This is a genomic window from Ureibacillus sp. FSL K6-0786 (assembly GCF_037965165.1).
Taxonomy (GTDB): Bacteria; Bacillota; Bacilli; order Bacillales_A; family Planococcaceae; genus Ureibacillus; species Ureibacillus thermosphaericus.
Window position 1 is genome coordinate 330,412 of sequence record NZ_CP150191.1, and the last position, 18,843, is coordinate 349,254.

Annotated in this window: 20 protein-coding genes, 1 pseudogene and 1 riboswitch; of the genes and pseudogenes, 4 read left to right on the plus strand and 17 right to left on the minus strand. The window is 35.1% G+C overall.

Translation table 11 applies throughout. The features are described from left to right. Nucleotides 1-280 precede the first annotated feature (280 nt). The 6 genes from NSQ18_RS01655 to NSQ18_RS01680 form a co-directional block, all read right to left on the minus strand. The gene (locus NSQ18_RS01655; protein ID WP_016836940.1) at nucleotides 281-880 is read right to left on the minus strand and encodes a short chain dehydrogenase; all 600 of its coding nucleotides are present in this window, start codon (nucleotides 878-880) and stop codon (nucleotides 281-283) included. Between the two features lie 318 nt (nucleotides 881-1,198). Further along, nucleotides 1,199-2,191 (minus strand): YpdA family putative bacillithiol disulfide reductase, encoded by a 993-nt coding sequence (locus NSQ18_RS01660; protein WP_339288727.1) that lies wholly within the window; start codon nucleotides 2,189-2,191, stop codon nucleotides 1,199-1,201. Nucleotides 2,192-2,242: 51 nt separating this feature from the next. Further along, nucleotides 2,243-3,010 carry a metallophosphoesterase gene (locus tag NSQ18_RS01665; RefSeq protein ID WP_339288728.1) on the minus strand — a complete coding sequence of 256 codons (768 nt, stop codon included), beginning with the start codon at nucleotides 3,008-3,010 and terminating at the stop codon, nucleotides 2,243-2,245. Between the two features lie 126 nt (nucleotides 3,011-3,136). Further along, nucleotides 3,137-3,784 carry a LysM peptidoglycan-binding domain-containing protein gene (locus NSQ18_RS01670; protein ID WP_016836937.1) on the minus strand — a complete coding sequence of 216 codons (648 nt, stop codon included), beginning with the start codon at nucleotides 3,782-3,784 and terminating at the stop codon, nucleotides 3,137-3,139. 115 nt (nucleotides 3,785-3,899) lie between these two features. Then, nucleotides 3,900-5,342 carry an ATP-dependent DNA helicase RecQ gene (locus NSQ18_RS01675; protein ID WP_339288730.1) on the minus strand — a complete coding sequence of 481 codons (1,443 nt, stop codon included), beginning with the start codon at nucleotides 5,340-5,342 and terminating at the stop codon, nucleotides 3,900-3,902. Beyond that, nucleotides 5,333-6,373 (minus strand): helix-turn-helix domain-containing protein, encoded by a 1,041-nt coding sequence (locus tag NSQ18_RS01680; RefSeq protein ID WP_339288732.1) that lies wholly within the window; start codon nucleotides 6,371-6,373, stop codon nucleotides 5,333-5,335. The genes NSQ18_RS01675 and NSQ18_RS01680 overlap by 10 nt, the downstream gene beginning before the upstream one ends. 111 nt (nucleotides 6,374-6,484) lie before the next feature. Here NSQ18_RS01680 and NSQ18_RS01685 point away from each other — a divergent pair, with 111 nt between their 5' ends. Continuing rightward, the gene (locus NSQ18_RS01685) at nucleotides 6,485-6,733 is read left to right on the plus strand and encodes a ferredoxin (protein WP_339288733.1); all 249 of its coding nucleotides are present in this window, start codon (nucleotides 6,485-6,487) and stop codon (nucleotides 6,731-6,733) included. 83 nt (nucleotides 6,734-6,816) lie between these two features. Here the strand turns inward: NSQ18_RS01685 and NSQ18_RS01690 are convergent, their stop codons facing one another. The 3 genes from NSQ18_RS01690 to NSQ18_RS01700 form a co-directional block, all read right to left on the minus strand. Next, nucleotides 6,817-7,167, minus strand: coding sequence for a hypothetical protein (locus NSQ18_RS01690; protein ID WP_339288735.1), 351 nt, complete (start codon nucleotides 7,165-7,167; stop codon nucleotides 6,817-6,819). Between the two features lie 84 nt (nucleotides 7,168-7,251). Next, a complete protein-coding gene (locus NSQ18_RS01695) occupies nucleotides 7,252-7,491 on the minus strand; it encodes a DUF1129 family protein (RefSeq protein WP_339288736.1) in 240 nt (79 codons plus the stop codon). Next, complete coding sequence (locus tag NSQ18_RS01700; RefSeq protein WP_016836932.1) at nucleotides 7,488-7,814, minus strand: PadR family transcriptional regulator; 327 nt, start codon at nucleotides 7,812-7,814, stop codon at nucleotides 7,488-7,490. The genes NSQ18_RS01695 and NSQ18_RS01700 overlap by 4 nt, the downstream gene beginning before the upstream one ends. Nucleotides 7,815-7,991: 177 nt before the next feature. Between NSQ18_RS01700 and fabI the strand changes: the two genes are divergently transcribed. After that, nucleotides 7,992-8,768, plus strand: coding sequence for an enoyl-ACP reductase FabI (gene fabI / locus NSQ18_RS01705; protein WP_016836931.1), 777 nt, complete (start codon nucleotides 7,992-7,994; stop codon nucleotides 8,766-8,768). 397 nt (nucleotides 8,769-9,165) lie between these two features. Here the strand turns inward: fabI and NSQ18_RS01710 are convergent, their stop codons facing one another. From NSQ18_RS01710 to NSQ18_RS01725, 4 genes and pseudogenes are all read right to left on the minus strand, one after another. Next, the gene (locus NSQ18_RS01710; RefSeq protein ID WP_339288739.1) at nucleotides 9,166-9,864 is read right to left on the minus strand and encodes a TlpA disulfide reductase family protein; all 699 of its coding nucleotides are present in this window, start codon (nucleotides 9,862-9,864) and stop codon (nucleotides 9,166-9,168) included. Beyond that, on the minus strand, nucleotides 9,861-11,207 hold the full coding sequence (locus NSQ18_RS01715; protein ID WP_339288741.1) for a sodium-dependent transporter: 1,347 nt from the start codon (nucleotides 11,205-11,207) through the stop codon (nucleotides 9,861-9,863). The genes NSQ18_RS01710 and NSQ18_RS01715 overlap by 4 nt, the downstream gene beginning before the upstream one ends. Nucleotides 11,208-11,417: 210 nt before the next feature. Further along, nucleotides 11,418-11,999, minus strand: a complete 582-nt coding sequence (locus NSQ18_RS01720; RefSeq protein ID WP_016836928.1) for an ECF transporter S component — start codon at nucleotides 11,997-11,999, stop codon at nucleotides 11,418-11,420. A 228-nt stretch (nucleotides 12,000-12,227) separates the two neighbouring features. Continuing rightward, nucleotides 12,228-12,362: riboswitch (FMN riboswitch) on the minus strand. Between the two features lie 82 nt (nucleotides 12,363-12,444). Then, a pseudogene (locus NSQ18_RS01725) lies at nucleotides 12,445-12,711 on the minus strand (response regulator); the annotation flags it as partial. On the opposite strand from NSQ18_RS01725, the gene NSQ18_RS01730 reads away from it, so the two are divergent. Continuing rightward, nucleotides 12,690-13,295: an ABC transporter permease gene (locus NSQ18_RS01730; RefSeq protein ID WP_339288743.1), complete on the plus strand. Its 606-nt coding sequence runs from the start codon at nucleotides 12,690-12,692 to the stop codon at nucleotides 13,293-13,295. The pseudogene NSQ18_RS01725 and the gene NSQ18_RS01730 overlap by 22 nt on opposite strands. Next, nucleotides 13,295-14,029, plus strand: coding sequence for an ABC transporter permease (locus tag NSQ18_RS01735; protein ID WP_339289568.1), 735 nt, complete (start codon nucleotides 13,295-13,297; stop codon nucleotides 14,027-14,029). The genes NSQ18_RS01730 and NSQ18_RS01735 overlap by 1 nt, the downstream gene beginning before the upstream one ends. A 255-nt stretch (nucleotides 14,030-14,284) precedes the next feature. On the opposite strand, the gene NSQ18_RS01740 is transcribed toward NSQ18_RS01735, so the two are convergent. The 4 genes from NSQ18_RS01740 to NSQ18_RS01755 all read right to left on the minus strand — a co-directional run bounded on the left by NSQ18_RS01740 (nucleotide 14,285) and on the right by NSQ18_RS01755 (nucleotide 18,735). Beyond that, on the minus strand, nucleotides 14,285-15,493 hold the full coding sequence (locus NSQ18_RS01740) for a hypothetical protein (protein ID WP_339288745.1): 1,209 nt from the start codon (nucleotides 15,491-15,493) through the stop codon (nucleotides 14,285-14,287). Then, nucleotides 15,483-16,016, minus strand: a complete 534-nt coding sequence (locus NSQ18_RS01745) for an RNA polymerase sigma factor SigX (RefSeq protein ID WP_026018951.1) — start codon at nucleotides 16,014-16,016, stop codon at nucleotides 15,483-15,485. Before NSQ18_RS01745 ends, NSQ18_RS01740 begins: the two co-directional genes overlap by 11 nt. A gap of 228 nt (nucleotides 16,017-16,244) precedes the next feature. After that, the gene (locus NSQ18_RS01750) at nucleotides 16,245-18,026 is read right to left on the minus strand and encodes an ATP-binding protein (protein ID WP_096550778.1); all 1,782 of its coding nucleotides are present in this window, start codon (nucleotides 18,024-18,026) and stop codon (nucleotides 16,245-16,247) included. Further along, the gene (locus NSQ18_RS01755; RefSeq protein ID WP_016836919.1) at nucleotides 18,019-18,735 is read right to left on the minus strand and encodes a response regulator transcription factor; all 717 of its coding nucleotides are present in this window, start codon (nucleotides 18,733-18,735) and stop codon (nucleotides 18,019-18,021) included. The genes NSQ18_RS01750 and NSQ18_RS01755 overlap by 8 nt, the downstream gene beginning before the upstream one ends. Nucleotides 18,736-18,843 lie beyond the last annotated feature (108 nt).

Below are 18,843 nucleotides of genomic sequence, written 5' to 3' on the forward strand. Positions count from 1 at the left end.
GCGCTGCAACACTAAAATGTACTGTAGATCGTTGCATCCCCAATACAAATCTCTTTCTTTTTCAAAGTGCAAATCATCATATCCTATATATTACCTCATATCAGAAATATTTCTATAATGTAAAATTTGTTATATCCTCATTTCGAAGTAAATTTAAAAAGTTCGACTTATCGAAATATGCATTGTAATTATTGCATATAAAAGTATTCAATCCATTTTTCATAAAAAAGCACTACCCATTCATTAAATGCGAGGGTAATGCTTAAAATGACACGATTTATTAATAAACATAGAATGTCTTGCCCGTATGAGCACCTAGAATACTCTTTTTATAGGCAAGAGCAACTCTTTTTACGGGAACTGGCTCAAATCCTTCAAACATAGATCCATAATCTTCAAATGATTCTTCTAGAATTGTTGGGCTAACGCTATTAATTCGAATTCCTCTTGGCATATCAATAGCTGCGGCTTTGACAAATGCATGTACGCCACCATTTGCCATGGCTGCAGAAGCTCCAGTTTTGATCGGATCATCCATTAGAACTCCAGTTATTAAAGTAATTGATCCATTGTCCTTAATATAAGGTAAACCTAGTAATACTAAATTGATTTGACCTAAAAGTTTACTTTGTACTGCAATTTGATTTAGTTCAGGCGTCAATGTTTCAAGGGACGTATAGTGCACTCCTCCCGCTGCACTTACTAAAGCATCGATTTCGCCTACTTCTTTAAACATCTGTTTTATACTTTCAACTGATGTAATATCGACTTTTATGTCCGCTTTACTGCGACTTGCACATATAATTTCTGCTCTATCTTTCATTTCTTCAACTACTGCTTTTCCAATTGTACCAGTAGCTCCTACAACTAAAATTCTCAAAACAATTCCTCCTCTATCCAAAAAAACCGTTTATGAAAAAACATTACTTGATTTCATGCTATTAATATAAAATCTGTTTTATGAAAATGTAAAACTTGTCCGTAAAGACTCGTTTACTTTAGAAATGTTTTATTTGAAATGTCCATTTAAGTGAAGGCGGCTTGTCCCGTCATTCCTCTTCCGTAGCAAAGCAAGACTTTCTATTGGAAAAGCGTAAAAATCACAGAAGTGAAGAACGAGCTCCTGCGAGGCTAAGAATCCCCCCGCAGAAAGCCCGCAGAAACGAAAATCGACAAAACAATTTGTAGGCAATAATTTTTACTTTTTGGATAAGCCCTTACTTTTTCGCATTTTTTCTTGAATTGCTTTTGCAATAAAGGCTCCATGGAATTTACCGTTTTCGATGAAAATTTCATTGGCATTGTTGCCGGCAGCGAGAACTCCAGCTATGAACAAGTTTTCAATATTTGATTCCATCGTTTCAGGATGATATGTAGGTCGACCTGTTTCCTCATCAATCGTTACACCCATTTTTCGAATAAAAGAGTGATCTGGATGATATCCAGTCATTGCAAAAACAAAATCGTTTTTAATTACTTCTTCTTTCCCATTAATATTTAAAACAACTTCATGTTCACGAATTTCTTTAACGGTCGTTTTAAAGTGCATGACCACTTCACCATTTCGGATAAGCGATTGAAATTCTGGTAATATCCAAGGTTTAATGCTAGGAGAGAAGTCGCTGCCTCGGTAAGCAACCGTAACACGTGCTCCTGCCTTATGCAATTCTAAAGTTGCATCAACCGCAGAGTTTTTCCCACCAACAACTAACACATCTGTATCAAAGAATGGATGGGCTTCTTTAAAATAGTGGAATACTTTTGGTAAGTCTTCTCCAGGGACATTCATATAATTTGGATGATCGTAATAACCTGTCGCCAAAATAACGTAAGGTGTTTCATATTGTGCTTTATCTGATGTTACAGTAAATAATCCATCTTGTCTTTTTTCCACAGAAATTACTTTCTCAAATCGGTTCACATGAATATTTTTTAATTTCACGACTTCACGATAATAGACAAGAGCTTGATTTCTGCTTGGTTTTCGTTGTTCAACAATAAACGGAACATCGCCAATGGCTAATTTCTCACTTGTTGAAAAGAATGTTTGATGGGTTGGGTAATGATAAAGTGCATTTACGATGTTCCCCTTCTCAATCACGATGGGTTTTAGCCCAATATTTTGCAGTTCAATCGCTGCCGATAAACCACAAGGGCCTCCTCCAACGATAATTGCATCTACTTTTTGCATTGAATACATCTCCTTAATTCGACAAACTACTTCTTATTATAACGCGAATTGTCAATCCTTTGTTTGGAGTTCACTATGGAAGTTTAAGTCAATTATGTGACATTCAGGTTTGGCACCAAAACGTAAGGGTACCATCGATGTTCCATAACCATTACTAATGAGTGTATACTTGCCATCTTTAGCGCTAAACGAGCCAACAGGATAAATACCAAAAGGCCCTAATCGAATTTGTCCTCCGTGGAAATGTCCGCCCAACCTTAGATCAGCATGATAATCTTTTAATTTTGGAAATAGATTTGGATTATGAGAAACGAAAATAACGATATCCTCAGGATGACATTTACTAAATGCTTTTTCAGGTTGAGCTTTGCGTGATGATAGATCATCGACCGCACTCAACCAACATCGATTTATCGTATTCGGGAGTAACACTGCATCGTTTTCTACGATTTGTACACCCGTTTCTTGAAAAATTTCTCTTAATCGCTCCTCTCCCACTTCCCGATCATTATTTCCCCAAACGAAATAAACAGGACCTAATGTTTTTAGAAGATGAAGATTGCGGTAAATGGTCGATATTTTTGTTCTCCTATCTGCTAAATCTCCTCCAATAATAACAGCATTGATTGGAGCGTTTATGTCTTGAATCAATTTGTCGCTAATTAATCGGGTATGAATATCAGAAATGAAAAATATCGTGTATTTTTCCTTTTTACCTTTTAATGATATTTCATGATGAATGACGTTATTTTCAAAAGCTTCCTTTACCATAAAGGAAAGGATTGAACCGAAGATGAGGACCGTTGCCAAAACAATCATGTAAGTTGTACCCCTCCTGATAAAACAAAAAGACGTGGTGAATATACCATCGTCTTTTCAATCCACTAGCCTACAGTAATGTATAATATTTTACTGGATTTTATTCAACTGATAAAATATTTTCTTTTATTCCGGAATTACGAGCGACTGTCCTGGACTAATGATATCGGATGATAAATTATTTGCCGCTTTAATTTTTTCAACACCACTCATAGGATCACTATAATATTGCTTTGCAATACGGAATAAGTTTTCATTTGCACTAACAGTATGTACTTTTACATTTTCTTTTTGCTTTTCATGTTGTTGAGGAGGACTATTTTCATTTTTCTTTGAAGAATCGTCCTTTTCTGTTTGTTTATGTGAAGAATCGGTTATTGGTTCTTTTTCACTTGATTTAGCTTCAGAATCCTTTTTTACTTCTTTTTCCGTTGCTTCAGATGAAGATTCTTTTTCTTTGTTTTCATCCGCTTTATCTTTTTCATCCTTATTACTAGCTGCTACTGCATTATTTCTTTGGACTTCAATTAAATTTTCATCTTTATCAACCGCAACTTCTTCATTATCTCCTGGATTCCAAAAGCCCCAAACATATATTAAAATCGCTAATGGAATACCGATTAGAATAACGGTTAAAGTGGTGAGTAATGGAGTTTCTTTCGATTTTTTCTTTTTACGTCGACGTTGTGAACGACTTAGTCTCGTATTTGAATCTTTTATCTCAATCGATTGGCGATGTTCTTCAATCTTTTTTCGATAATCATTTTTACTCATATTGCACCTCCATTTGCAATCATATCTAATTATGACGAAAATGAGGGAAAAAGTAAATGAGAGGAAATTTTTATTTTCAAAGATTTTTGTCGTAATTAAGATTATTTTACTACAATCAGTCAGTTCCTAACAAAATTTGTCGCAATCTCGTCTGCCAAGTGGTCGAATTTCTTTTTGTATCTTTTGTTATTCTTGGAAGAAGAAAATGCTGATATTCTAAACCACAATGTTCACAGCAATGCTCTGGTTTACTATTTAATGTTTGGCCAAAGTAATGGACAAGTTGTTCTCGAATACATTGATTACTTTTTACAATGTTCAACATTTCTTCCACAGAACGATATTTGTCATTCATCATTTGTCGAAAAATAGACTTGACTTCATCCATCGAATAATGCTCCATCCAATAGTGCAACACGCGAAAAGACGTTTCAGAAATCAGTCCATCATGAACCATTTCTTTCGGGTTAACTTGCCTTCTTACATATTCAACGTACAACTCAATTTGATTTTCATTTGGCAAATCTTCCCCTGCAATATAGTGAGCTACATCTTCATCCCCATCACCATACAACAAAATAGCAACTGCGTCTTTGCCGTCCCGACCAGCTCTTCCTACTTCCTGCATATAATCTGCAATGTTTGATGGAATTGAATCATGAATAATTTGACGTACATTTTCTTTATGTACGCCCATGCCAAAAGCATTCGTAGCAACAATCCATTCCAATGAGCCGTCTAAAAACTGCTGTTGAATAAATTGTCGGTCTACCGCATCTTTTCCCCCGTGATAGGAAGAAACAGAAAGCCCATGATTCAATAATTGTGTTGTGATATCATCCGTTCTTTTTCTCGAACGCGTATAAATAATGCCCGGCCCTTCTGTATGTAAAACATGTTCAATGAGCCATTCCATTTTTTCTTCCTTTGTGTGAAATATTTTTTTCCCATAACGAATGTTTGGACGGTCAACGGAATGTATGTATTCATAAGGGTCATCCATCTTTAAAACATGCCTTATATCTTCTAGCACTTTTTCTGTTGCAGTTGCAGTTAATGCTAAAATCGGAGGTCGCCTATCTTTAATTAAGCCTCCAATTTTCAAATAATCCGGTCGAAAATCAAATCCCCACTGGGAAATGCAGTGTGCTTCATCAACCACAATTAACGCCAATTCCATCTGATTCAGTCTGCTTTTAACCTGTTCCTGCATCAACATTTCCGGTGAACTAAAAATAAATCGATATTGAGGTAAATATTGTAAAACTCGTTGTTTTTGTTCACGATTCAATAAAGAATTCAATGCTACTACCCGTTTTTCACCAAATTGTTTCATTCGGTCAACTTGGTCTTGCATGAGGGATAGTAATGGAGAAATAATTAATATCGGTTTTTTAAATATGTATGCTGGAAGCTGGTAACATAAGGATTTCCCCATTCCAGTGGGAAGTAAAGCGATTGTATCTCTTCCATTCATTAATTGTTCAATGACTTCTTTTTGTCCTGGTCGAAATGAAGTGTATCCAAAATGGTTTTGTAACAGCTGTTCTAATTGCAAAATTTTTCACCTCTCGCCAGTGCAAGACGCAATTGAAAATAAGATAAATGCGGTAGCACTTCATGAAGAATTTTCAACTTTTTCGTATTGTAATCTTCTGTCGCTGTAAGTACGAGTTGTATATCTTCTTTTTTTATAAATTGTTCAATAGGAAACGTTGAATCATTGATTGCTAATTCAACTAAGTGGTCTTCAATTGTACTTTGTTTTAACTTCCGAATTTTGCAGATTTGTTCAATCGAATAGCCTTTTTTAAAGAGCATCGCAGTATGATAAGCAGAACCCGTCAGCGGAATTTCTACGCGAATCTTATCAGCGATTTGAGATAGGTATGGGTATTGTTTCGTGTTCAATAGTATTTCATTCAACCATTGATGAAGACAAGCTACAAATATGATTTGAACATCTATTTCGGCCATTTGATATTCCATGCTAATTTGTTCCCAAGTAAATCCAGTTTCTTGATAGCCCGCTAATCGTTTTACAACAATTTCTTTTGCTTGTGTATTGATTTGTGCCCTTTCAAGACTTTGTAGAATTTCATCATATAAGCTATGGTTTAGAAGTCCTGATTTGTAATCATTGATTAAAAGGAAATGTCGCACCCAACGCTGAATTTCTTCATCTTTTTGAATAGGAGAAAATGCCATGACATTTTCTCTTGCATGCGATAAACTTTGTACTGTTAGTGAGAGTCTTGAAAAAAAGATCTGTTCGTTTCCTCTATATTGCCAACCATTCAAAGGAAGTGGCTCATAATGCTGAAGAAGTTCGTTTGCTTGTTTCGTTAATTGAAAACTATTTTCTGATACAACAATCAATTGATGTTCAACAAGTTTTTGAATCTCTTTATCATAAATTTGCCTTGTTAATGTTGGTAAAATACCAAAATATGAATGCAAGCGAAATATACCAACATCTTGAATCGTTTGGCCAGAGCGCTTCCCTTTCAGCAAATGATAAGGAGAAGAAATTGTGCGCTCATTTTCTACGGTTTTTAATATATCTAAGACTAAATACTGAAATAGCAAATCAGAACCTCCAATTTTACAGTCTTAATGTTGAAAAGTGTAATAAACAGTTTTAGAATAATAAAGAAGCTTTAACTTGGAAGCGCGATAGAAAAAAGGAGAGATTACTAAATGGCAAAATACACAATTGTAGATAAAGATACATGTATCGCTTGTGGTGCTTGTGGCGCAGCTGCCCCTGACATTTATGATTACGATGATGAAGGAATTGCCTTCGTTATTTTAGATGATAACACGGGTACCTCTGAAGTACCAGAAGATTTACTGGAAGATATGCAAGATGCCTTTGAAGGTTGCCCTACAGATTCTATTAAAGTGGCAGATGAACCTTTCGATGGCGACCCATTGAAATTTGAATAGAATATAAGAGTAGGTGCACCGATCATGGATGCACCTGATTTTTATTTCCCTTAGAATTTTACAATTAGTTTTTTGCTCCGTTACTATGCCTTTTGCTCCCGCATCTTCTTAAATAAATAAGAAGCTAACAACATGAAGCACCCTAGGCCAAAAATGGTATAATATGAAACCTCAAATGAAGGTCCAAATGGTTGAATCGCAAATCTTACATAAAAGCTCATCGCAAATAAAACAATAGTGATGAATCCAAATAAAATTGTCATTTTTTGTTTTGTTTTTGGTTCTTGAAAAGCTTCTTTTTTCAATAGATTCACTATTAAATAAATCAACATCAATAAACTACCGACTAGAAGAAGAGTTGAGATAACAAGATTTCCAGAATAAATTATTTGATTCTCTTTATTTAGTAAAGGAAATATTCCACGTACAATCAAATACCACCCGAATAACGTAAAAAGGATTTCAAAAGCGAATTCTAATTGGCGCTTCCAAGATTCTTTTGGTAAAGAGACAATTATTTAATCCGCTAAATCTTTTGGGTTTTTCCCGAAAACTTCAGATGCTGTTTTTCCTTCCTTCTGTGCTTCTAATAGATGTTCTAGCATTTCAAGTAAAACTTCCTCTGTAGCTCGCTCATTTCTCGATAAATTTGCGCGAATGTAAACAAGGAGATTTTCATAATATTGCTGATTTTCTGGTGTAAGCTGTTTTCTTTTTTCGTTATTTTGTCGTATTAACTCTTTCACTGAAACTTTCATTTATTATCACTCCCCAACAATTCTTCGATGGAAGAAGATAGGATTCTCCATTCTTCTCGAATATTATCAAGTACTTCTTTTCCCTTCACCGTAATAGAATAATATTTTCGATTTGGGCCTGAAACAGACGCCCTCATTTCCCCCACAATATATCCATTTTTTTGAAGCCGTAATAGCACTGGATAAATTGTGCCTTCACTAATATCTAAGCCAACTTGTTCTAGCTTTTTTGATAATTCGTATCCATAGACCTCATCTTTTTCAATAATTGCTAATATACATCCATCGAGCACTCCCTTTAACAATTGACTCCGAATAGACAAAGACTTCACCACCTCAATTGTTGGAATGATACGCACCTATCTTGTAAAACAAAGTAGCTATACATAACTATATTGTATTACAAAATAGCAGTCAATAGTTTATATTGATTTTTATTAGAAATGCTGTTACACTTCTAGTAGTTGGTACTAATAACTGATGTTAAAGGGGTCAAGTACATGGATGTATTAAAATTAAAAGATAAAAATATCGTTGTGATGGGCGTAGCCAATGAAAGAAGCATCGCTTGGGGAGCAGCAAAGAAACTATTAGAAGTTGGAGCAAACGTGATTTTCACGTATCGAAAAGATCGTTCAAAAGCAAAACTAGAAAAAATTTTAGAAGACTATCAAGACCACAAAACAGCAATTATTCAATGTGACGTTAACAGCGACGAATCGATTCAAAATGCATTCAAACAAATTGGTGAACAATTCGGTGTCATCCACGGTATCGTACATTCTGTAGCCTTTGCTCATGCAGAAGATTTAAAAAATCGCTTTGTTGAAACTTCGCGAGAGGGCTATGCCTTTGCCCAAGATACAAGCGCATATTCATTAATTGCTGTTGCTAATGCAGCGCGTCCTTATATGACAGAAGGTGGCTCTATCGTTACAATGTCATACTTGGGTGCAGAACGAGTTCTTGAAGGATATAATGTCATGGGTGTTGCGAAAGCTGCGCTTGAAGCAAGCGTTCGTTATTTAGCTGCGGATCTTGGCAAAGAAGGTATTCGCGTTAATGCCATTTCCGCTGGTGCAATTCGTACATTGGCTGCTAAAGGTGTTCCAAGCTTTAACGAAGCCCTTCACCGATATGAAGAAGTATCTCCATTGAAACGCAATACAAATAAAGAAGAAGTTGGAGATATGACAGTCGTAATGCTTAGCGAATTATCCCGCGGCGTTACAGGAGAAACGATTTACGTTGACTCAGGTTATCATATTATGGGATAATCTTTCACTAGCTGTAGTACAAATCAATTGTTGGTTTGTGCTACTTTTTTTCTCACAATAAAAGGCCATTCTCTAAACGAATGACCTACTTACAACTATTTAAAAATTTTCCCCAGAAAGGAGGCTTAAAATCGTAATCCACTCTTTTATTTACATAACCATAATATTCTTTTAAACTATGCTTCTCTTTCGAATCCATTTGCAATATCGATTTCCTCGTTAATTCAGCTATTCCCTGTTCAATTAAATGAACCAACCCCGCTCCGAACAATAATCAACACATTGCCATCAGCAAAATGACTCAGTATGGACTCCCCTGATTTCAACTGGATATTCATCACTTACGTCTTTTTTGTATTAATACTGTCTAGTCTTGTTTATGTTTTTTAGTAAGTATTCATGTATTTATCTGAAATTTTTCTAATAATATGTCTTTTGTGACAGGGCCGACAATTTTTTCGGTTATTTTACCTTCTTCATCTATAATGAAGCTTGTAGGAATCGTAATGATTTTATATTCCGTCGAAACCGCACCGGTATCATCAAATAATATAGGAAACTTTATTTGATATTTGTCAGCAAATTTTTTCACGTCATCCATTGATAATTCTTGATCGGTAATGTTGATGGCCAATATTTCGATATTGTTCTTTTTTGCAAATTGTTCATAGAACTCATTTAAATGAGGCATTTCTTCTTTGCAAGGGGGGCACCAACTTGTCCAAAAGTTGATGAAAACTTTTTTCCCTTTCAAATCAGACAATTTAATTGTTTCATTTTGCATTGTTTTTAGTTGAAAATCGCTTGCCTCAACATCCACCACTTGATAAGTAGTTTCAATCATGTCATATTCAAATTCATGAATGTCAACATCGTGTGGATCCTCTAAACCTAAATTTTGATAAAGAAAATCGATAAACTCGTCTTCTGTAAAAGACTCCTCTAGACCTTTTTCATTCTTTATAAATTTCGAATAAATCGTCCAAGTGAATGCACAGAGAATAAGCAAGAGAAAGAAAATGGATACTTTCGATTTTTCCATAACACCTTCCTTATAACGGTTGTCATTTTTACTATATGTATGCTGCTGTTTCAAAATCCAAACAGTCTTGCAAGGCACACAATTATAATCACAACCGGAACAACATACGTCATCAATGCTCTATAAACGTGATAATAACCTTCCCCCATTTGGCTTCCTTGCAATAATTCCTTTTTTGCTAATTGTTTATCCATCACATATACAATAAATATTGCAATTAATATATTTCCTAAAGGTAAGAGCACGTTGGAAACAAGATAATCCGTGGCATCAAAAATACTTTTATTAAAAATTGACACATTACTTAATAAGTTGAAAGATAATGCAGATGGAATCGAAACAATAAAAACGATGATTCCTAAAATGACAGTTAATTTCGTGCGGCGAATATGTAATTTCTCAATTAACGCAGCAACGATAATCTCATACATGCTAAAAGATGAAGTGAGCGTTGCAAATAAAAATAATATCAAAAACATCGCCAAAAATACTTCACCGAAAGCCATTTGACTAAAAGCAGCAGGTAAAACCATAAACAATAATCCCGGTCCTTCAGTTGGCTCCATTCCAAATGTAAAGACAACTGGGAAAATTGCTAGTCCAGCAAGAAATGAAACCAAAATGGTTAACACAACAACCCATGTTGACGATTGAGGTATGCTAACTTCCTTTTTTAAATAGGAGCTATAAGTTACAAGGCACGAAAATCCTACCGCCAGTGCAAAAAAGGACTGTCCAAGAGCAAACAATAACGATTCCCCAGTAATATTTGAAAAATCAGGCCATAGGAAAAATTTTACCCCTTCCACTGCTCCATCTAAAGTTAAGCCGCGTACTACTAAAATAATAAATAGAATGAATAATAACGGCATCATAACTTTATTGGCTTTTTCAATTCCGTTTTGCACTCCTAATGCAATGACTAATACATTTGCTAAAGTAAATAGTGCAAGACCTAACAACGTAATCCATGGTGTCCCTATAACATAATTAAAAAAATCTCCTGGATTGGCATTCGGCTCAATGACTCCTCCAACCAATGAAACGCCACTGTATATAAATATCCATCCACCTACAACGCTGTAAAAGGATAGCATAATAAAGCAACCGATAACTCCTAACTTCCCAATCCAAGACCAGCGAAGATTATGGGGGGCTAATAATTTATATGCTGTTACTGCTTCTTTTTGAGTGCTACGACCAATAATATATTCCGATAATAGCATTGGCAATCCTATGAGAAGGGTGAAAATAACAACGATTAAGAAAAAAGCTCCCCCTCCGCTTTGCCCTGTCACATAAGGCATTTTCCAAATAGCGCCGAGTCCAATGGCTGCCCCTGCCGAAGCTAATATAAATCCAATTTTACTCGTCCATTGCCCTTTATTTTGATCCATTGTAAAAATTCCTTCCTTTATGACTTTAAACTAATAAACATGATGATTACATCATATCAATTTTTTAAAACAATATAAACTTTCTATAATATTGATCGAACGGAAATATAATGTAAGCAATCATACAATTCCTTCAAAAGTGTATTCGTAATTTACTCAAAATAAAAGAGGTTTGCACAAAACAGCAAACCCCTAATGATCTATGTTCTATTATTGTTTTTGCAATAAATATTGTGCTCTTTGATTTTCAATCCAATTTCTCATCGTTCTAAATAACATCAATACTAAGACCATCAACAAAATACCTTTAATAATATTAAATGGCAAAATTCCTAGAACGATAGTTTCTTTTACATCAAATGTACCCATTCCTAAGAAATATGTGTACATTGGCAGGAAAGCAACATAGTTTAATATGCTCATGCCAATTGACATCGTAAATGTTCCAGCTATTAGTCCAAAAATTAACCCTTTTAATGAATTAGTTCTTTTATATACATAGTAGACTGGCATGATAAACAAGATCCCTGTTGCGAAGTTTGCCATATGTCCCACTGGCACCCCAGTAGGAGCACCCATAAATAGCCAATTCAAGATATTTTTAATTAATTCAACTAAAATTCCTGCAACAGGTCCCATCGTAATTGCCGCAATCAATGCAGGAACATCACTAAAATCAATCTCTAAAAATACCGGAAAATACGGCAATGGAAAATTTAAAAACATTAAAATAAAAGAAATACTCGATAGCATTGCGATTGTTACAAAAGAACGCAATTTCATTTTGTTCATTAGTACTCTCTCCTCTTTGCTGATTCAACTCGCAAGAAGAAAGGCACATAGTCGACTTCGTTAAAAATTAAAATCCCTTATGCCAAACTAGCATAAGGGAGAAAATGGGTACACGAAAAGTTACACATGACAAAAAGAGAATAGGAAAATAGCGCGTTGGATTAATACAAAAATTTCCAACACAATAATTGCCACGTGTCTAGGTTACATAACGAAAAACGACCGTACCTTCATCTTCTCCCATCCAGACTATACTGTCGGCTTTGGAATCTCACCAAATCCTGCTCAAAAAGAGCTCGCGGGCTTAAGAACAACCGTTCTAATACCGCCGGTCGGGAATCTCACCCTGCCCCGAAGATGAATCATTTAATTTAGTAATATTATAGGAGTATTCCGAGTATTTGTAAAGGAATTAATATGAAGTATTAAAACAATCATTCTTTATTATTATATAATCATCAGCTCCTAGTCCAAGCCCAAGCAAACGATCCTCATCTTCTCCTCTTGCCGTTAAAAAAATAACAGGTATATTCGAATATTGGCGAATGGTCGATAAGAGAGAAAAACCATCGCCATCTGGCAACATCACATCTAAAATTGCTAGATCAGGCTTAATCAATTGAATAATTTGCTTTGCTTCTTCACAGTTTGTTGCTTGATAAATACGCTGAAACTGCAAAATGGGAGTTAATGATATTAACAATTTCTTCATTAAACTGTGTTTTTTTGCCAATTTTATCGGCTATTTGCGTTTCTCGTATATGTGATATGGAACATAAAGGGGATACGTGGAAACTGTTACTTACCCTTTCGATGAATCAAAAACAGATGTATTTCGCAAAATTCTTTTGTTCTTCAATCATGTTATTATTTGTAAGCATTTGTCAATTTTTATTCATTTGGGCATTTGGTATGTATAAAGGTCTTGAAAATGTACCTTACGAATTACTATTCATTTTTTTATTGGGTACATCATTGACTTGTTTTACCATCATTGCATTGCAGCAATGGGCATCGATGACATTAAAAAATCAAGCTTTTTCCTTAACACTTGGAATGATTGGAGCATTTCTTGGTTTAACGAGCAACTTTATCTCATCTAAATTCCAAACATTCATTATTTGGAGCTATTACATGCTCTTGAGTCCTATAAAGCAATTGTACCTTGATGAACAAGTGCACTTTACCATTCAAAATACCAATACTTTGATACCCTTATTTGCTATATTAATCGTCTATGGAATTGTCATTTACTTTGGAGGTCAATTTCATTTTTCAAGGAAAGTGGTGACATGATGATCGTTCAATGTTTGCATGCAGAATGGCTGAAATTACGACATTCTCGTTTTTGGTATATTCTTATCATTCTTCCTATCATCAGCACGTTCATTGGAAGCATCAATTATTACTTTAATCAAGGAATATTACAAAATGAATGGTATAGTTTATGGTCGCAAGTGAGTTTATTTTATGGGGAATTTTTCTTTCCCATTTTAATTGCTATATGCTGTTCATTGATTTGGCGATTGGAGCATTTTAATAAAAACTGGAATTTGCTGATGACTATGCCAGTTTCCTTGCCAAATATTTATTTGGCGAAATTATTTACAATCAGCTTGATGCTGTTATTTGTGCAGGGAGTCTTTTTCTTGTTGTATGTTACTGCAGGAGCAGTAATCGGATTCTCTACTTCTTTGCCAAAGGAACTGTTTGGTTGGCTCATACGTGGTTGGTTTGCAGGCGTTGCCATCAGCGCTTTACAACTCACATTATCTATGGTGATTAGGAGTTTTGCCATTCCTATTGGCATCAGTTTATGTGCTAGCTTTATCGGTTTAGGTTTGTATGTATTAGATTTAGGAATATTCTTTCCTCATTCATTGTTAACGTTGGGAATGAGCGTGATTAGCCAAACAGGTTTACCATCTTTGATGAATCATATTGCATTTTTTTTGATTAATCTTTTCTATATAATCATATCTTTTCTATTTGCCATGGAATGGATGAGAAAAAAAGATGTGTTTGCTTAATAAAATGCGATAAAAGAAAAAATGCGAAAAGCAATATCCTTGTCTTTTCGCATACTTTCTCACATATCAAATATAAATAAGGTTGGATAAAATCTAAAAAATGATTTTCGAACCGGGGACGCTTTGCCTCGAAAGCGTAGCGACAGAGGCACTCACCCCGGCACTCCAATCATTTTTTAAATATATAAAAATATATTATCCCGGCATTCCTAATACTTCTTCTCAATCAATTTCAAAATACCCAAATGGAAAACTTTATCTATTTTCTAATACAGTATATGGCAACTCATTCGGTCCAACTGGAATTGGCAACGGTTTTGTAAAATCGAAACCTTCCCATTCTGTTTGTACAATGTTTTCAAATTGTACCGATTTATTAAATCCAGCTGCTGTTAATAACATCGCTTCAATCATTTGCATCGCTTCCACTTGATTATACTCAAATAAATCTAAGCGATTTTTAAATGTAATTATTACTACATCATGATTGACAGATACGGAATAATCAACATTGGGTAAAATCACTGATTTGTAAATATCATTTGTACTTACCTTTAACGCTTCCATTGCTTCTTCTACTGTTGAATAAGTTTCTCTAAAATTCGGTGCTAAAAACTCCGATCCATCATTTTGCACATATTTAAAGTAACTATGTTGCTTTGATTTTTCAGTTAATAGGGTATATTCTTCCCCAATATTCTCTAAAATTACCGGTTCGCTGTTTTCATCAACAATTTCCATTTCACTGTAATCAGAGAAGGTATCTGTTAAAGTAGCATAATAAGTTGCCGAATCTTCATCATATGGATGATTATTCGGTAATTTATGAATAACCTTTCCTTCACTTTCTGTTATTTCACCCACATATGGATGATATTCATTAAACCCTAGTAACTTTTCATTTAACTGCGGAGCATATTCATTGTATAACTCCACCTGTGTTGGATTGTCTTTCCCAAAATCTTCTACAATTTTTTCATTTGGGATTAAGATTGTTACTGGAATGCTTTCTGCTTCATCGCTTGCAAGACCAATCTTGAAAAGAGTGTTTCCTTCCAATTGTTCAGGATATACAGCAGTTTTAATATCAGCTTCCGATGTTGACATAGGTACAAAGTTTTCCTTTTCTTCCATGTCATTCGGAAGAGCAAAAGTTTCCATTTCCTGTTGATCTCCACTGGAATCATCTTGTTCACTATTTAATATTGCTTGTTCCTCCATTGAATTGTTCGTCAAAGATGGTATGAGAACAGCTGCTAATAACGCAGCACAAGCAGCAATCAACCATGGCATAATTTTCGTTTTCTTTTTAATAATTGGTGAATTTTTCGGAGGCTCTTCATCAAATACTCCATCTCTTTTTAATCGTTCAAATACTTCTTCTTTTGAACGGACATCATGAATTTTTGGAACATTTTTTAATAGCTCTTCAATTCGATCCTCATCCCAATGTTCATGATTCATTTTGACTCGCCTCCTTGTTTCGTGATAGTAATTCTCGCAATTGTTTAATTGCACGGTGTTGTGTTGTTTTGACTTTACCTTCTGTCCAATTTAAAATTGCTGCAGTTTCAGCAATCGATAATTCCTGAAAATAGCGCATAATTATCACCATTTGTTGATCACCTGTACATTTTTCCAGCGCCTCTAGTATTTGCCTTGTCTCATCATTTAATTCTATGAAAGATTCTGGTGATTTTGTTGGTGATACTAGTTGTTCTGTTTCCCAATCAAAGGCGGTAAAAGAATGGGCTGAGCGAACTGCATTTTTTCGAAAATAATCGATTGCCACATTTTTTGCGATAGCAAAAAGCCAAGTTTTTTCAGAACTTTTCCCTTGAAAACGTTCGTATGATTTTAAAACACGAACGTATACTTCATGAGACAAATCTTCCGCAACCGATCGATCTTTTACTAAATAGATTAAAAATTGGAATACATCTTGATGATATTGATCATACAGTCGATGGAATATGGATTCTTTCAAATCCATGCCACCTCCATCCTTATTAATTTTGTCGTTTCAAATCGTAAAATGTTTCATTTGGAGAGCTATTTTTCTTTTAAATGTTCTTCAACATTTATATAAAAAAAGAATTCGCTTCTACTCCAGGTAAAAGAGTACCATACTTATGCAGAATGGCAAGTCCTATCTTTCCAAATTTCTGCAACTCATTTACCTAGAATATCCACGAATTCTCATCCAAAAACTATTTTAGTTTAAAGGCAAATAGAAAGTAAAAGTTGTTCCTTCTCCAACTTCACTATCAACTCGTATATTACCATTATGGGCTTCAACGATATTTTTAGCGATAGCTAGTCCTAAACCAGTGCCAACTTTCCTCGTGCGTGTTCTCGCCTTATCCGCCTTATAAAAACGTTCAAACACAAAAGGTAAATCTTCTTTCGGAATTCCTTCTCCTGTATCAGATACTTGCACTTTCAAATAAGATAATTCTTGTTCCAATGACACCGTTACACTGCCGTCTTCTGGTGTATGACGTATCGCATTATCAATTAAATTTGTTAACACTTGTTCAATTCGGTCTTCATCGATATTTATCAATACATCATCTGACATTTCCGTATGGAACATTAATTGAATATGATTTTCTTTCGCCACTTGACTAAACTTTTGCGTAATTCGTTCAAAGACAGGGTTGATTGGTACAGACTCTTTTACAAGCGTCGTATGTCCAGATTCCATTCGAGCTAAATCCAATAAATCCGCTACTAGGCGACCCATTCGTTGAGACTCATCATAAATAATTTTAATCATCTCATTCTTGTCTTCCTCTGACTCAACAACACCATCAATAATTGCTTCTGAATATCCTTGCAACATGGCAATTGGCGTTCTTAATTCATGAGAAACATTAGCAATAAAGTCTGAACGTAATTTATCCAATTTAATTTGTTCAGTCATATCACGTATGACTGCAATCGCGCCACGGATTGCTTGTCCACTGCTTTTTAATGGACTGATGGTGATGCGGTAGTACGAACCGTCTATTTCCAAATCTTCTTCCAACTTATCTTCAAAAGTTAGAACATGATCTAACATGGCATAAATTTCTTCTGGTAAGAATAATTCTTTATCGACCCCATTTCGAATAAACCAACGTTGTAATAATCGATCAGCTGGAGGATTGCTCAGCAAAATCGTTTTATCACGATTAAACGTAATTACCGCATCTGTCATTGAAGTGAGAATGTTAGACAACTGTTCTTTTTCTTGATTAATGACTTCGAGATGATGTTTTAACTGACGCCCCATTTGATTGAAAGCTACAGCTAATTGACCAATTTCATCGCTTTGATTTGTTGGCAATTGCTCATCAAACTTACCTTTTGCAATATCAAATGCATAGGCACGCATTTTTCGGAGAGGTAACGTAATTTTGGAAGATAAGAAAAAGGCAAAAAATGTTGTTAATACAAAGGCGATAAATGCTGAGAGAAAGACAATCTTCGTCGTTTGATTCGTCGTTTCGTGAAGAGCAGAAGGGTTTTGATAAATAAATAGAACTCCTTGCACTTCATGCTCAATCGATAATGGATAGCCTAAAACAAAATAGGATTCCATTTTATCTTCATCCGCTTGAGAAGATAAAATCATTTGTCTTATAAGCGGTTCATTCGTATCTAAGACTCGTTGAAATTCCTTAGAATTTAACAAAGCATTTCGAATTTTTTCTTGATTTATTCCAGTTTGATAACTGGATATAACAGTTTGATTATTTAGTGCAATAAATCCATTTGTATCTCCATTTAATAAGTCTTCCAACAACTCATCGGTGATTTGATCGATATCTGTATGTGCAACAATGTTCGAGATGGTCGTTGCTGTTTGCTTAAGCGAACTTTCCGCTTGTTTCATATGGAAATCATCTAAGAATTCAAGCATGGCAACTGTGAAAATAAATAACACAAACGAAACGAGAAGCAATATGGTTGCCCATAGCTTCCCGACAATACTATTCCATATTCTAGTCATTGATTACCTCGAATTTGTAACCTACGCCCCAAACGGTTACAATCATTTTAGCTGCTTTGTCTGATACGCGGTTTAACTTTTCACGTAAGCGCTTTATATGCGTATCGACTGTGCGCAAATCACCAAAGAAATCATAGTGCCATACTTCTTTTAACAATTGTTCGCGATCAAATACCTTATCTGGTGATTTAGCTAAGAAGTAAAGTAGCTCATATTCTTTCGGTGTTAAGTTTACTTCTTGTCCATCACATGTTACTCGGTGTGCATCATTATCGATAGTTAAATGAGGGAACACAACGATATCTCGAGATGTAGTTGTACTAGAAACTTGATTTAATGCACTTGAGCGGCGTAAAATCGCTTTCACTCGCAACACCACTTCTCGTGGACTAAATGGTTTTACGATATAGTCGTCCGCACCTAATTCAAAACCTTGCACACGGTTTGCTTCTTCGCCTTTTGCTGTCAGTAAAATAATGGGAGTAGATTTCTTCTCTCTCAACTCTTCACAAACTTGTAATCCGTCTTTCTCCGGCATCATGATATCTAAAATGACACAATGATAATCATTATCTAGTGCCTTTTTTAACGCTACTTCACCGTTCTCAGCTTCATCTACCTCGTAACCTTCCCGTTCTAAGTACATCTTTAGCAGGCGACGAATGCGATCTTCATCATCTACAACTAAAATAGACACTTTTTCAGACACGATGTCTAACCCCTCTCTTTGCAATCTCTACCTACATTCATTGTACAATTTTATGAATAAAAATTAAAGACTATTAAGAAAGCTCTCCACAGTTTTGAGGAGAGCTTT

Bases quoted from the DNA above. Each gene is read 5' to 3' on its own strand.
- NSQ18_RS01720 (WP_016836928.1), bottom strand. From the start codon at position 11,999: ATGAACAAAATGAAATTGCGTTCTTTTGTAACAATCGCAATGCTATCG.
- NSQ18_RS01670 (WP_016836937.1), bottom strand. From the start codon at position 3,784: ATGAGTAAAAATGATTATCGAAAAAAGATTGAAGAACATCGCCAATCG.
- NSQ18_RS01735 (WP_339289568.1), top strand. From the start codon at position 13,295: ATGATCGTTCAATGTTTGCATGCAGAATGGCTGAAATTACGACATTCT.
- NSQ18_RS01740 (WP_339288745.1), bottom strand. From the start codon at position 15,493: ATGAATCATGAACATTGGGATGAGGATCGAATTGAAGAGCTATTAAAA.
- fabI (WP_016836931.1), top strand. From the start codon at position 7,992: ATGGATGTATTAAAATTAAAAGATAAAAATATCGTTGTGATGGGCGTA.
- NSQ18_RS01665 (WP_339288728.1), bottom strand. From the start codon at position 3,010: ATGATTGTTTTGGCAACGGTCCTCATCTTCGGTTCAATCCTTTCCTTT.
- NSQ18_RS01660 (WP_339288727.1), bottom strand. From the start codon at position 2,191: ATGCAAAAAGTAGATGCAATTATCGTTGGAGGAGGCCCTTGTGGTTTA.
- NSQ18_RS01750 (WP_096550778.1), bottom strand. From the start codon at position 18,026: ATGACTAGAATATGGAATAGTATTGTCGGGAAGCTATGGGCAACCATA.
- NSQ18_RS01730 (WP_339288743.1), top strand. From the start codon at position 12,690: ATGATATTAACAATTTCTTCATTAAACTGTGTTTTTTTGCCAATTTTA.
- NSQ18_RS01715 (WP_339288741.1), bottom strand. From the start codon at position 11,207: ATGGATCAAAATAAAGGGCAATGGACGAGTAAAATTGGATTTATATTA.
- NSQ18_RS01695 (WP_339288736.1), bottom strand. From the start codon at position 7,491: ATGAAAGTTTCAGTGAAAGAGTTAATACGACAAAATAACGAAAAAAGA.
- NSQ18_RS01685 (WP_339288733.1), top strand. From the start codon at position 6,485: ATGGCAAAATACACAATTGTAGATAAAGATACATGTATCGCTTGTGGT.